This window comes from Silanimonas sp. (genome assembly GCF_027531545.1).
GTDB lineage: Bacteria > Pseudomonadota > Gammaproteobacteria > Xanthomonadales > Xanthomonadaceae > Silanimonas.
The window spans coordinates 26,269-40,301 of sequence record NZ_JAPZSC010000052.1 but is presented as its reverse complement, the minus strand read 5'-3'; the positions used below and the strand labels follow the sequence as shown (position 1 = coordinate 40,301).

Annotated in this window: 11 protein-coding genes; 3 read left to right on the top strand and 8 right to left on the bottom strand. The window is 69.8% G+C overall.

Annotated features, from left to right (window positions below):
• Positions 1-5 precede the first annotated feature (5 nt).
• Positions 6-470, bottom strand: coding sequence for a polymer-forming cytoskeletal protein (locus O9280_RS15970; protein WP_298345034.1), 465 nt, complete (start codon positions 468-470; stop codon positions 6-8).
• 21 nt (positions 471-491) lie between these two features.
• Positions 492-1,154, bottom strand: a complete 663-nt coding sequence (locus O9280_RS15965) for a DUF6776 family protein (protein WP_298345134.1) — start codon at positions 1,152-1,154, stop codon at positions 492-494.
• 170 nt (positions 1,155-1,324) lie between these two features.
• Here O9280_RS15965 and O9280_RS15960 point away from each other — a divergent pair, with 170 nt between their 5' ends.
• From O9280_RS15960 to O9280_RS15950, 3 genes are all read left to right on the top strand, one after another.
• Positions 1,325-1,918 (top strand): DUF4126 domain-containing protein, encoded by a 594-nt coding sequence (locus O9280_RS15960; protein ID WP_298345031.1) that lies wholly within the window; start codon positions 1,325-1,327, stop codon positions 1,916-1,918.
• Between the two features lie 73 nt (positions 1,919-1,991).
• Positions 1,992-4,601: an EAL domain-containing protein gene (locus tag O9280_RS15955; RefSeq protein WP_298345028.1), complete on the top strand. Its 2,610-nt coding sequence runs from the start codon at positions 1,992-1,994 to the stop codon at positions 4,599-4,601.
• Between the two features lies 1 nt (position 4,602).
• Entirely contained in the window at positions 4,603-7,062 is a 2,460-nt protein-coding gene (locus O9280_RS15950) for a hybrid sensor histidine kinase/response regulator (RefSeq protein ID WP_298345025.1), read from the top strand.
• A 58-nt stretch (positions 7,063-7,120) separates the two neighbouring features.
• Here O9280_RS15950 and bfr read toward each other — a convergent pair whose 3' ends face one another.
• From bfr to acnD, 6 genes are all read right to left on the bottom strand, one after another.
• The gene (bfr, locus tag O9280_RS15945; protein ID WP_298345022.1) at positions 7,121-7,594 is read right to left on the bottom strand and encodes a bacterioferritin; all 474 of its coding nucleotides are present in this window, start codon (positions 7,592-7,594) and stop codon (positions 7,121-7,123) included.
• A 127-nt stretch (positions 7,595-7,721) separates the two neighbouring features.
• Positions 7,722-7,922: a (2Fe-2S)-binding protein gene (locus tag O9280_RS15940; protein ID WP_298345019.1), complete on the bottom strand. Its 201-nt coding sequence runs from the start codon at positions 7,920-7,922 to the stop codon at positions 7,722-7,724.
• A gap of 106 nt (positions 7,923-8,028) precedes the next feature.
• A complete protein-coding gene (locus tag O9280_RS15935) occupies positions 8,029-8,577 on the bottom strand; it encodes an RNA pyrophosphohydrolase (RefSeq protein WP_343228771.1) in 549 nt (182 codons plus the stop codon).
• A gap of 53 nt (positions 8,578-8,630) precedes the next feature.
• Positions 8,631-10,196, bottom strand: coding sequence for a cation:proton antiporter (locus O9280_RS15930; protein ID WP_298345016.1), 1,566 nt, complete (start codon positions 10,194-10,196; stop codon positions 8,631-8,633).
• Between the two features lie 2 nt (positions 10,197-10,198).
• A complete protein-coding gene (gene prpF, locus O9280_RS15925; protein WP_298345013.1) occupies positions 10,199-11,395 on the bottom strand; it encodes a 2-methylaconitate cis-trans isomerase PrpF in 1,197 nt (398 codons plus the stop codon).
• Between the two features lies 1 nt (position 11,396).
• Positions 11,397-14,009 carry a Fe/S-dependent 2-methylisocitrate dehydratase AcnD gene (acnD, locus tag O9280_RS15920; protein ID WP_298345010.1) on the bottom strand — a complete coding sequence of 871 codons (2,613 nt, stop codon included), beginning with the start codon at positions 14,007-14,009 and terminating at the stop codon, positions 11,397-11,399.
• Positions 14,010-14,033: the final 24 nt, after the last annotated feature.

The following is a 14,033-nucleotide window of genomic DNA, read 5'->3' as shown; positions in this document are numbered from 1 at the left end:
GCCCGTCAGGCCGGCGTCGCTTCGCGCTCGCCGGCGGTGCGGGGCGACGAGGCGGGCTTGCCGCCGCCACCGTTGCCGGACGCCACTGCCGCCGAGGACAGCACATGCACCAGTTGCCCCGTCACCGCGGCGCCGGCCGCCATCTCGATGACGGCGTAATGCAGGTTGCCTTCGACGCGGGCTTCCGGGCCCAGCTCGAGCCGCTCGAAGGCATGCACGTCGCCCTTCACGAAACCGTTGATCACGATGACCGGCGCATGCAGCTCGCCTTCGACACGGCCACGGGCCGCCACGGTGATCGTCGCTTCGGTCCCCACCTCGGCCAGCGCGCGGCCGACCAGCTGCCCTTCGAGGTACAGGCCACCGGCGAACTGCACGTCGCCGCGCAGCACGACCTTCGGGCCGATGAGGGTGTCGACACTGCCGCCGGCGCGGGGCGCGCGGGCCTTGGAATCTCTGAAACCGAGCATGGAACGATCCTTTCGGGGGAATCAGGGGGGCGCGCCGCCCTGCCAGGGCAGGGTGGCGTCGATCGGGCCCCCGCCGCCGTCCAGGGTCACGCGGACGCGCTGCGGGGTGAAGCCGGCCGGCAGCACGATGCTGCCTTCGAGCTTCTGGAAGTAGCGGAAAGAATACGCCTGCCCCGGGGCCTTGTCGGCCTGCCGCAACGTATCCCAGTCGATGGTTTTCAGGGCCCCGTCGGCCACGCCTTCCACGGCGAAACGCAGGCGTCCGGCGCTGATCGCGCCGCGATTGAGGTTCTGCGTGAGGGTCAGGGTGTAGCGCCAGCTGCCGCCGGCTTCGGGCTGGAACTCGGCCGCATGCACGGAAAGGCCGCGGCGCTGCCCGGTGGCGCCCACCAGTCGCTCATAAAAGGCCACGTCGGCGCGCAGGGCGGCGATTTCCTCGTCGCGCTCGGCCAGGGTCTCCTGCACTTCGAGGTTCGCGGCGCGACTGATCTGCTCGGAGCGCGACAGCGTCGCCACTTGCTGTTTCGCGGTTTCAAGCTCGGAGCGCACCTCGGCATGCAGCTTCAGGAGCTCGCCGTGCTCGGCCCGCAGCGCCGTGAGCGCCGGCTCGGCGCGCCATTCCATCCAGCCCCAGAGCAGCGCCAGCGACAGGGGCCAGCCGACCAGCACGGCGAGGCGACGCATGCGGTCGGAGGTACGGCGGGGCACCACGATGAAGCGGGAATCGTCGTCGCGTTGGTGGCTCACGGCTCGGATCCGGCACGGGGGCGACCGGTATAGCGGCCCCCTTCAGGCAGGGTCAAGCCATCGCTTCCATACTCGGGCCGTCCCCCGCCGCCCCGTGGAGTGCCGCCGTGCCCGAAGCGCCCCTGTTCGCCCTTGGTCTCGCCCTCGCCTGCCTAGCGGGTGTCCGCGCCTACCTCACGGTGTTCGGCGTCGGCATCGCCGCCCTGCTCGGCTGGGTGTCCCTGCCGGCCGGGATGGACGTCGTCACCTCCCCATGGGTGCTCGGCACCGCCGGCGCCCTCGCCGTGGTCGAGTTCTTCGCCGACAAGATCCCCGGCGTCGATTCCGCCTGGGACCTCGTGAACACGCTCGCCCGCGTGCCGGCCGGCGCCTTCCTGGCCTCGGCGGCGTTCGCGCCGGACGGTGAGTGGAGCATTGCCGCCGCGGCCCTCGGCGGTGCCGCCGCGCTGTCCACCCACACCCTGAAAAGCAGCACCCGCGTGGCCATCAACGCCTCGCCCGAACCGGTCTCGAACTGGGTGGCCTCGGGCACCGAGGACGCCGTGGCCGTCGGCGGGCTGACCCTCACCCTGCTCGCGCCGGTCCTGGCGGCCGCGCTGCTGCTCGTCTTGACGTCCGGCGGGCTCTACCTGGGCTGGCGGCTGGTCCGCGGCTTCAGCAAAAGACAAGAAAACAAAACGCGAACCGCGTCACAAGTGTGAATCTTGATGAACGCGGATTGCCGCGTTCCGGGGGGCGACCAACAATGCGGAAACCCCTTGGAGCACGCCGCCCGTGTCCGTTGCCGCCGCCCTTGAAGCCGGCCGAATCGCGGCCGAAGACCTAGCGCCTGTCCTGCGCCACCGCTGCCGGCTGCTGGAACGGCGCGTGCGTCGTGCGCGCCGCAGCGGCTGGGACATCAATGCCGTCGCCCAGATCCGCGAAGAGCTGGGGCCCCTCGTGCATGGCCTGCACGCGCTCGGCCGCAGCCCCGCCGTCGACACCGCGCTGCTGCTGGCCGAGTCGCTCGCCCGCCCGCTGGAGAAACAGGACCTGCCGGACCCGATCCTCGGGGCCCGGTTCAGTGCCCTGCTCGAGACCCTGATCGACCAGCTGCCCGCCGGCGGCCACGACGAGCTCGAGCGGTCCTTGGTGATGCTGCCGCATCCGCCACGCGCCGAAGCCCTTCCCCTGGGGTTCTGGCGACGCTGGGTGGCCGATGCCGCGCCGCCCCGTTGCGTGCCGGCCATGCCCGTGAATCGCCCCCCGCTCCCCACCTCTGGTACACGCCCGACCCCCGCTGACGCGTCTACACTCGAAAATCCTCGTTTTGGCAATGGATCGCTGCCCATGACCGCACTGCGGCTGTACCTCCTGTCCGACGAAAGCCGCGAGGCCGAGACCCTGGCCGAGCAGTTGCGCTCCCGCCAGTTCGAGGTCGACGTGCTGTCGGACATCGACGAACTCGTCGAACTGATGGGTGCGCTGCCCGCGGACGTGGTGCTGGTCGACCGCATGCATGCGGGCTCGATCGAGCGCATCGGCAACGCGATGAAGCCGATCCGCATGCGCGCGAACCAGCCGATCCGCATGGCGCTCATCACCGACACCGACGACGTGATGGCGCGGCTCTCGGCCCGCCGCGCCGGCATGGACGCGGTGCTGGTCCGGCCGCACGGCGGCATCGACGTGGCCAACCGCCTGCGCGACCTGTTCAGCACCGGCGAGCCGGTCTACCGCGTGCTGATCGTCGAGGACGACCGCGCCCAGGCCCTGTTCGCCGAGGGCGTGCTGCGCAACGCCGGCATGGACACGCGCATCGTGCTCGAGGCGCTCGACGTGCTGCCGACGCTCGACACCTTCGAGCCGGACCTGATCCTGATGGACTTCCACATGCCGGTGGCGAACGGCATCGAGCTCACCGCCCTGATCCGCGAGCGCGAGGCGTTCGCGCATACGCCGATCGTTTTCCTCACCGGCGAACAGGACGAGGAAGTGCGCTTCAACGCGCTCGATGCCGGCGGCGACGACTTCCTCTCCAAGCCGATCCGCCCGAAGCACCTGATCGCCAGCGTGCAGGGCCGCATCCGCCGCTACCGCGACGTGCAGCAGATCCGCGAGCGCGAATCTGATGGCGCCGCCGCAACGTCCAGCAGCGTCGACAGCGGCATCGTCGAGCGCGGCCGGATGATGGCGAGGATCGACCAGCTCATCACCGAGGGGCGTGCCCGCGGCGGCATGGTGTTCCTCGAGATGGAAACGATCGCCAAGCTGCGCGAGCGGCTCGGCCTCGGACAGTTCGAGCGCCTGCACGTCGAAACCCTCGACCTGCTCAAGCCGCTGGCCGGCGAGCGCATGCTGTGCCGCTTCGCGGACGGCGGCTTCCTGGTGCTCGACGCGAGCCTCGACCCCGACGAGCTGCTGATGCTCGGCGTGCAGCTGCGCGAAGCGCTGGTCGCGCACGAGTTCCGCCTCGGCGACCAGAGCGTCATCACCCCGGCCGTGGCCGGCGTCGCCCCGCTGGTGGAGGAGTTCACCGACGCGGGCGCCCTGCTCAACGCCGTCGAGAAGACCGCGCACAACGCCCGCAAGCGCCCCGACCGCATCGACATCTACCGCCCGCTGGCGGCCGAAGAGGCGCAGCGCCAGAAGGCGCTCATCGACGACATGCGCAAGGCCATGTCCGATGGCCGACTGTCGCTGCTCTACCAGCCGATCGTCGCCGTCGCCGGCGGCGAAGACAGCCGCTACCAGGCCCTGTTGCGCCTCGACACCAGCAGCGGCAAGCGCATGACCGCCGCCGAGGTGATCCCGGCTGCCGAGCGTTCCGGCTTCATCGTCGAGATCGACCGCTGGGTGCTGCGCGAATCGATCGCGAAGATCGCCAAGGCGCGCGAGCGCGGCGCGGCGATGACGTTGTTCGTCACCCAGTCGCCCTACACGCTCGCGCACGGCGGCCACGCCGAATGGCTGCGCAATGAATTGCGCGCGCTCGACGTGCCGGGCGGTTCGCTGGTGCTCGAGATGCGGCTGTCCGACGCCAGCGTGCACACCGGCACGCTGCGCGAGTTCTGCTCGGCGATGGTGGCGGACGGCGTGCAGTTCTGCCTGTCGCAGTTCGAGCCGGGCCAGGAGGTCGAATCGACGATGGAACAGCTGCCGCTGTCGTTGATCAAGCTGGCCGGCAAGTACTCCACCGGCGCGCTGTCGTCGGCCGTCCGCGACGAGTTGAAGGTCATCATCGACCGCGCGCACCGGCGGAGCCTCGAAGTGATCGGCCACGGCGTCGAAGACCCGCAGGCCGCCGCCACGCTGTGGATGAGCGGCGTCGACTTCGTGCAGGGCAACCTCGTCCAGCAGGCGGCCGACGCACTCGACTTCGACTTCAACCAGGCGATCCTCTGACGTGCTGCCGCCCCGCCTCCCGAACCGGCTGCTCGCGGGCTGGCTGCTGCTGGCGGCTGCCTGTGGCCTGCTCCTCGCGGTGCTCTTCGCCCTGCTGCCCTTCGGTGGCTTCTGGCCCACCGTCATCGCCGCCTTGGCCTTCACCATCGGCGCGACCTTCGTCGTACCAGGCGGCCTGCGCCAGGCGCGCGAGCTGCTCGCCGAGCACCAGCGCCTCACCAGCGAGAACCAACGCATGGTCGAGACGCTTCAGCAGGAGCTGGAGCGCCACCGCCGCCTCGAGCTCGAGCTGAAGGACGCGAAGAAGCAGACCGAGGCCGCGATGATGGCCAAGGGCGAGTTCCTCGCCACGATGAGCCACGAGATCCGCACGCCGCTCAACGGCATCCTGCCGGTGATCGACATGCTGCTGGCCGCGCGCCTCACCGCCGACCAGGCCGACCTGCTGCGCACCGCGCACGGCTCGGCCAAGCAGATGCTGCGGATCGTCGACGACATCCTCGACTACTCGAAGCTCGAGGCGAACAAGGTCGACCTCGAAACCACCGGCTTCAACCTGCGCGAGCTCGCCGAGTCGGTCGTCCGGCTGATGACCAAGCAGGCCGAGACCAAGGGCCTGCTGCTGCACCTCGAGATCGATCCCGGCGTGCGCCTGCCGGTGCGCGGCGACCCGACGCGCCTGCGCCAGGTGCTGTCGAACCTGCTCAGCAACGCGATCAAGTTCACCGACCGGGGCCGCGTCACCCTGCGCATCCAGAAGAACGGCGAGGAGCGCTTGCACCACCCGCTGCGCTTCGAAGTGGTGGACACCGGCATCGGCATCCCGAAGGACAAGCTCTCGCAGCTCTTCGTGGCCTTCTCGCAGGCCGACGCCTCGACCACGCGCATGTACGGCGGCACTGGCCTCGGCCTGGTGATCTGCAAGCGCATCATCACCCTGATGGGCGGCCGCATCGGCGTCGACAGCGACCCCGGCCAGGGCTCCCGCTTCTGGTTCGAAGTGCCGCTGTCCAAGGCCGTCGGCGACCTGCCCGCGGCGCGCGCCGACCTCTCCGGCGCCCGCGTCCTGCTGATGACGCCCGACCCGGCGCAGCGCGAACGCCTCGCCACCGCCATGCAGAACTGGGGCTTGCGCCTGTCCTACTCGAGCACGCCGCCGGAAGCGCTGCAGATGCTGCGTTCCGCCGCGGCCCGCGGCATGGGTGGCGGCTTCGAGGCGTTGGTGGCCGACCTGCGCGACGGCGCCTCCGCCGCCGTGGTGCTGCAGCGTGCGCTCTCGCGCTCGCCGGAAGTCGCGGGGCTGAAGCTGCTGCTCCTGACCGGCGCCGAGCCGCTTCCGCCGGAGACCACCGCCGCAGCGACCGTCGCCGTGCTGCGACGCGACGCCGCGTCGGCCGACCTGAAGTCGGGGCTGGCTGACCTGCTCGTGCCCGACCAGGCCATGCCCTTGCCCGGCGCGGCCGATGCCGAGGACTTCGGCCTCGGCACCGAACCCGCGCCCTCACTGGCCCTGGCCGCCCTGCCGCAAGGCAGCAGCGTCGGCGCGTTCTCGGAGGCCGCCATCGGCCGGCGCGCGCGCGTGCTGCTGGTCGAGGACAACCCCGTCAACCTGCTCGTCGCGCAGAAGCTGATCGCGCAGATGGACCTCATCTGCGAGTCGGCCGGCGACGGCGAGCGCGCCCTGGAGCGCATGGCCGCGGGCAACCTCGATGTCGTGCTGATGGACTGCCAGATGCCGGTCAAGGATGGCTACACGGCCACCCGCGAATGGCGCGAGTACGAGAACGCGCACCGGCTGCCGCGCTTGCCGATCGTCGCCATGACCGCGAACGCGATGGCCGGCGACCGCCAGCGCTGCCTCGATGCGGGCATGGACGACTACCTGTCGAAGCCGGTCGATCGTTCACAGCTCGAGGACACCCTGAAGCGCTGGCTGCAGCGTGGCGCACTCGCGCGCCGCAACGCCGCTCCGGCCGCTCCCACACAGGCGCCTGCGCCGGCCGCTCCGGCCCTCGCCCCGACCCTGCCCACCATCCCCGGCCTGCAGAGGCCCGAGGCGCCGCTGCCGCCGGCCGTTGCCCCCGCGGCCGTCACCCCGCCCTCTCCGGCGCCGGCGACCCCAGCGCCGAACGTGCTGGACGACGACGTGCTCGCCGAACTGCGCGAGGTGATGGGGGCCGAATTCGGCAACCTCGTGCAGATGTTCCTGGTGGATGCGGCCAAGTACATCCAGCAACTCGAGGAAGCCGCCGCCGGCAGCGACCTGGAGAAGTTGATCGCGCCGGCGCACACGCTGAAATCGTCCAGCGCCAACCTCGGTGCGATGGCGGTCTCGGCCGCCGCGAAGCGCATTGAGGTGGGTGCCCGCGAGGGCGCGCTGCCGCGGCCTGCGGTGGCCGTCGCCGTGCTCGAGGCGGAGTTCCAACGCGCCGGAGAGGCGCTGCGCAAGCTGGTGGCCTGAAACGCGAACGGCCGGGTCGCCCCGGCCGTCCGCTTCTCCTCGCGATGCCGCGTCGCGATCAGTCCTTCGACAGCGTCGTCTGCAGGTAAGGGCCTTCGCCAAGCCGTTTGATCAGGTCGAGCTGCGTTTCCAGCCAGTCGACGTGCTCCTCTTCGGACGCGAGGATCTTGGCGAACAGGTCGCGGCTGACGTAGTCACCCACCGATTCCGCATGCGCGACGCCGGCCTTCAGGTCGGGGATGGCGATCATCTCGAGCTTGAGGTCGCAATCGAAGACTTCCTTCGGGGTCTCGCCGATCATGATCTTGCCGAGGTTCTGCAGGTTCGGCAGGCCCTCAAGGAAGAGGACGCGCTCGATGACCCAGTCGGCGTGCTTCATCTCGTCGATCGACTCGTGATACTCGTGCTCGCCGAGTTCCTTGAAGCCCCAGTTCTTCAGCATGCGCGCATGCAGGAAATACTGGTTGATCGCGGTGAGTTCGTTGTAGAGCACCTTGTTGAGGTGCTGGATGACCTGCGGGTCGCCCTTCATGTCGGCTGCTCCTTGGCGCGTGGTGCGCGAAGCCTAGCGCCGTGCAAGGGACGACGCGTAAACGCGAATCGCTGCGCGAGATGGACGCGAAGTGAAGACCGGCTCGGTGTGGCGCCGCGACGACGCCTCAGGCGGCGATGGGCAGACCGAGGCTCTTCGACTTGGCCTGGAGGATCGCTTCCTCCGCGTACTCGCGGCAGCAGCCGCAGGTGCTGCCGCAACCCGTGCGCGCGGCAAGCGCGTCGAGGCTGTCGCAGCCCTCGTCGACGGCCCGCTGGATATCGCGATCGGTGACCCCGTTGCAGACGCACACGTACACGGCTTGCATCCAGTAATACGAACAGTTCGCATTACAAAACGCAATCTGCGGGCTGTCAAGGGCCGGGGCCACCCGGCCGTGGCCGGATTCAGCCCCGGGTCGACGGCGTGAAGGCTCAGGCCTGGCGGCGGTTCCGCGCTTCGCCCAACGGCGCCGGGAAGGTCGGCTCGGGCACCGCCTCGTTGCCGGCCAAGATGCGGGCGGCCGGGGCCACGTGGCACAGCGCCCGCGTGTAGACGTCGCGCTTGAAGTGCACGACGTGCTCCAACGGGTACCAGTAGTCGACCCAACGGAAGCGGTCGAACTCGGGTTTCTCGTTGGCGTCGAGGCGCACGTTGGATTCGCAGGCCACGAGGCGCAGCAGGAACCACACCTGCTTCTGGCCGATGCAGCGCGGCTTCTCGCCCTGCCTCACGCAGCGCGAGGGCAGGCGGTAGCGCAGCCAGCCGGGCGTCGAATGCATGAGCTCGACGTGCTCGGGGAGCAAGCCGGTCTCTTCCTGCAGCTCGCGGTACATGGCCTCGAGCGGCGTCTCGTCGCTGTTCATTCCGCCCTGGGGGAATTGCCAGCCGTCGCGATGCACGCGACGGGCCCAGAACAGGCGGCCGTCGTCGCGCATCAGGATGATGCCGACATTGGGGCGGTAACCGTCCGGATCGATCACCGTACGGGCTCCAAATTCAATGGGCTCACCATGCCACAGCGGCGAGAGAAGCCTCAAGCCTCGGTGTGTCCACCGAGACGATGCAAAGCCTGTTCGCCGAGATGGCGACCGGCCTCGTGCAGGGTGAGGTGCGCCTCGTCCGCGCCATCGGCACGCAGCAGGGCCACGTGGTCGGCGTAGAGCGCGTGGGCGACGATCGGGCCGCAGAACCCACGGGCGCGCAGATGACGCGCGGCCGCGCGCTTGGCGTCGATGGCATCCATGGCCAGCACGGCCACGCGCAGCGACGCCAGGTCGGCGATGCGCCAGACGTCGGCGTCCTCGGCATCCACCATCACCACGTCGCGTCCGGCCTCCTGGTGCTCGCGGATGCGGAACGGGTCGGCATCCAGGCCAACCACCCCGCCCATCGCATCGCGAAGGCGATCGTAGGCCGCCGTGCCGGTGCGGCCCATGCCGAACACCAAGGCATGGGCATGACCGAGGCCGGGCGCGATCTCGTCGGGATGGCGCGTGTGGCGCTGGAAGCGCACCAGCCAAGGCTCCAGGCGGTCGTACAGGCGCTGCGCATGGCGATTCAAGGGCGCGGCGACGGCGAAGGACAGCGCCACGGCCAGGGCCAAGGGCGTCAGCCAGCCGTCGAGGCCGGCGACGCCCGCGGCAACGATCAGACCGAACTCGCTGTACGCCGAGAGCGACAGCGCGGCGAGGAAGGCATTGCGCGCGCGCAAGCGGAACGCCAGCAGCAGGGCGAAGAACAGGATCGATTTCAGCGGCAGCGCGAGCAGCAGCAGCGCGGCGACAAGCCAGTCGCGGCCGGTGGGCAAGCCCGCGAGGCCGATCCACAGGAAGAAGGCGACGAGGAAAATCTCCTTCATCGCCCACAGGTCGTGGCCCAATTCGCGCGCCCGCGCGTGGCCGCCGACCAGCACGCCCACCACCAGCGCACCGAGCTCGCCCGACAGGCCGAGCGCGGCGAAACCCATGCCACCGAACACCACGGCGAGCCCGAGGCCGGCGAGTACAAGCAGCTCGTCGTGGCCGCAGCGGTCGAGCAACCGGTACAGGAGCGGGCGCAACAAGGGCAATCCGAGCAACAGCAGGGCCCAGGCCGACGGTGTCTTGCCGCCCCAAAGAGCGAGCGCCGCGAGGGCGACGAGGTCCTGCACGATCAGGATGCCGATCGCGATCCGTGCGTAGAACGCCGAGAGTTCGCGCTTGCCCTCCAGCATCTTCGCCGCGAGCACCGTGCTGGAGAACGACAGCGCGATGGCGACCAGCAGCGCCTCCTTGCCACCGGCGCCGGCCAGTAGCACGAGCAGCGGCGCGAACACGGCCGCGATCACGACGCCGTGCGCGAGACCACCGAAGAGCACCGCGGGCTGCGCGATCTGCCCGGGCTTCAGTTTCAGGCCGACGGTGAACAACAGCAGCAGCACGCCGAGGTGCGCGATGCTCTCGACCGTGGCCACGCCGGCGTCGCTGATGACATTCCAGCGCACATCGATGGCATGGAGGGCGAAGCCCGCGGCGAGGAAGCCGACCAAGGGCGGCAAGCCGACGGCGCGGGCCACCAAGCCGAACAGCAGGGCCGCGCCGATGCCGAGCGCTTCAAGCACGTTCAGTCGCCCACGACGCCGGCGGGAACGCGCACGTGGCCTTCCATCAACACGCGGGCGCTGCGGCTCATCAGCGCGCGGCGCACCAACCACTGGCCGTCCACCTGCTCGGCCGCGGCGCCGACGCGCATCGTGCCGCTCGGGTGGCCGAAGTTGACCGCCTCGCGCGCGCCACCACCGGCCGCTTCGTTCACCAACGTCCCGGGGATGGCGGCCGCCGTGGCGATCGCCACCGAAGCCGTACCCATCATCGCGTGGTGCAGCTTGCCCATCGACAGCGCGCGGGCGACGAGATCGATGTCGGCGGCCTTAACGGCCTTGCCGCTCGACGCGACGTAGTCGGCCGGCGTTGCGACGAATGCGACTTTCGGCGTGTGCTGGCGCTTGGCGGCTTCTTCCGGCGCCTTGATGAGGCCCATGCGCAGGGCGCCCGCAGTGCGGATGGCCTCGAACATGGCGAGGCGCTCGCGGCTCTCGTTGATGGCCGGCTGCAGCTCGGTGCCGGCGAGGCCGATGTCGGCGGCACGCACGAAGACGGTGGGGATGCCCGCGGTGATCATCGTCGCCTGCAGCACGCCGACGCCCGGAACGTCGAGGTCATCCACCACGTTCCCGGTCGGGAACATCGCCCCGCCCTCGTCGCCTTCGTCCACTGGATCGAGGAACTCGAGCGGGATCTCGGCACTCGGGAACGTCACGCCGTCGAGCTCGAAATCGCCGTCTTCCTGCACCTCGCCGTTCGCGATGGGCACGTGGGCCACGATCGTCTTGCCGATGTTCTTCTGCCAGATGCGCACCGTGCACACGCCGTCGCGCGGAATGCGATCCGCCGGAATCAAGCCATTCGCGATGGCGAAGGGACCGACGGCGCTCGACAGGTTGCCGCAGTTGCCGCTCCAGTCGACGAAGGCGCTGTCGATGCTGACCTGCCCGTAGAGGTAGTCGACGTCATGGCCAGCCTGCGTGGCTGGCCCGATGATCACGCACTTGCTGGTGCTGCTGGTGGCGCCGCCCATGCCGTCGGTGTGCTTGCCGTAGGGGTCGGGCGAGCCGATCACGCGCAGCAGCAGCGCATCGCGCGCCGCGCCGGGCGCGCGCGCGGCCTCGGGCAGGTCGGCGAGGCGGAAGAACACGCCTTTCGACGTGCCGCCACGCATGTAGGTCGCGGGGATGCGGAGCTGCGGTAGACGCGTGCTCATGTCAGGCCGCCTTGGTCGCTTCGAGGAAATCCTGCGCGAAACGCTGCAGCACGCCGCCGGCCTCGTAGATCGCCACTTCCTCGGCGGTGTCGAGGCGGCAGCGCACCGGGCACTCCACGCGCGTGCCGTCCTTGCGATGCACGACCAAGGTCAGCGTCGCGCCCGGCGTGCGGGCGCCGACGACGTCATACGTCTCGGTGCCGTCGAGGCCGAGCGTGAGGCGCGTGGTGCCGGGCAGGAGCTCGCAGGGCAGCACGCCCATGCCGATCAGGTTGGTTCGGTGAATCCGCTCGAAGCCCTCGGCCACGATCGCCTCGACGCCGGCGAGGCGCACGCCCTTGGCCGCCCAGTCGCGCGAGCTGCCCTGGCCGTAGTCGGCGCCGGCGATGATGATCAGCGGCTGGCCGCGCTCCATGTAGGTCTCGATCGCTTCCCACATGCGCAGCGTCTTGCCCTCGGGCTCGACGCGGGCCAACGAGCCCTTGCGGACCTTGCCCTCGGCATCGCGGACCATCTCGTTCTGCAGCGTCGGGTTCGCGAAGGTGGCGCGCTGCGCGGTCAGGTGGTCGCCGCGGTGCGTGGCGTAGGAATTGAAGTCCTCTTCCGGCAGGCCCATCTTCGCGAGGTATTCGCCCGCCGCGCTGTTGAGCAGGATCGCGTTCGACGGCGAGAGATGATCGGTGGTGATGTTGTCGCCGAGGATTGCCAGCGGACGCAGGCCGGAGAGCGTTCGCGGCTTGGCCAGCGCGCCCTCCCAATACGGCGGGCGGCGGATGTACGTGCTCTGTGCGCGCCAGTCGTACAGCGGCTTCACCGCTTCGCCGTGCTCGACGACCACGCGGAACATCGGCTCGTACACCTTGCGGTACTGCTCCGGCTTCACCGAAGCCTTCACGACGGCGTCGATCTCGGCGTCAGACGGCCACAGGTCCTTCAGCAGGATCGGCGTGCCATCGGCGCGATGGCCCAGCGCGTCCTTCTCGATGTCGAAGCGCACGGTGCCGGCGATGGCGTAGGCCACCACCAGCGGCGGCGAAGCGAGGAAGGCCTGCTTCGCGTACGGGTGGATGCGGCCGTCGAAGTTGCGGTTGCCCGAGAGCACTGCCGTCGCGTACAGGTCGCGGTCGATGATTTCCTTCTGGATGGCCGGATCGAGCGCGCCGCTCATGCCGTTGCAGGTGGTGCAGGCGAAAGCGACGATGCCGAAGCCCAGCGCCTCGAGCTCGGTCTTCAGGCCGGCCTCTTCGAGGTACAGCGCCACGGCCTTCGAGCCCGGCGCCAGCGAGGTCTTCACCCACGGCTTGCGCACCAGGCCCAGCGCGTTCGCCTTCTTCGCCAGCAGGCCGGCGGCGATGACGTTGCGCGGGTTCGAGGTGTTCGTGCAGGAGGTGATCGCGGCGATGATCACCGCGCCGTCCGGCATAAGCCCTTGCGCTTCCTGCGCCTTGGCGGCGTCGAGGTTCCCCGCGATGCCCTTGGCCGCGAGCTCGCTGGTCGCGACGCGCGCATGCGGGTTCGACGGACCGGCCATGGTGCGCACCACGGTCGAGAGATCGAAGTGCAGCGTGCGCTCGTACTCGGCGGTCTTCAGATCGTCGGCCCAAAGGCCGGCGGTCTTCGCGTAAGTCTCGACCAGCGCCACCTGCTCGTCCGAGCGACCGGTCAGTCGCAGGTAGTCGAGCGTGTTGCCGTCGATGAAGAACATCGCGGCCGTGGCGCCGTACTCCGGCGCCATGTTCGAGATCGTCGCGCGATCGCCGAGCGTCAGCGCCGCGGCGCCTTCGCCGCGGAACTCAAGGTAGGCCCCGACCACTTTCGACTTGCGCAGGAACTCGGTGAGCGAGAGCACCACGTCGGTGGCGGTGATGCCCGGCTGCGGCTTGCCCGACAGCTCGACGGCGATGATGTCCGGCAGGCGCATCCACGAGGCGCGGCCCAGCATCACGTTCTCGGCTTCGAGACCACCGACGCCGACGGCGATGACGCCGAGCGCATCGACGTGCGGCGTGTGCGAGTCGGTGCCGACGCAGGTGTCGGGGTAGGCGACGCCCTGCTCGATGCCGATCACCGGCGACATCTTCTCCAGGTTGATCTGATGCATGATCCCGTTGCCCGGCGGGATCACGTCGACGTTCTTGAACGCGCGCTTCGTCCAGTCGATGAAGTGGAAGCGGTCCTCGTTGCGGCGGTCCTCGATGGCGCGGTTCTTCTCGAAGGCGTTCGGATCGAAGCCGCCGCACTCGACGGCGAGCGAGTGGTCGACGATCAGCTGCACCGGCACCACAGGGTTCACCTGCGCCGGATCGCCACCGAAATCGGCGATGGCGTCGCGCAGGCCGGCGAGGTCGACGAGCGCCGTCTGGCCGAGGATGTCGTGGCAGACCACGCGCGCCGGGAACCACGGGAAGTCGAGGTCGCGCTTGCGCTCGATGAACTGGCGCAGGTAGTCCGGGACGCGCGCCAGCTCGGCGCGGCGGACGATGTTCTCGGCGTGCACGCGCGCGGTGTAGGACAGCGTGGCCCAGGCGCCGGGACGGATCGCATCGACGGCCTCGCGGGCGTCGAAATAGTCGAGGCGGGTGCCGGGCAGCGGCTTGCGGTGGGCGGTGTTCATGGCGGGCGTCGGCTCGAAGCGCAG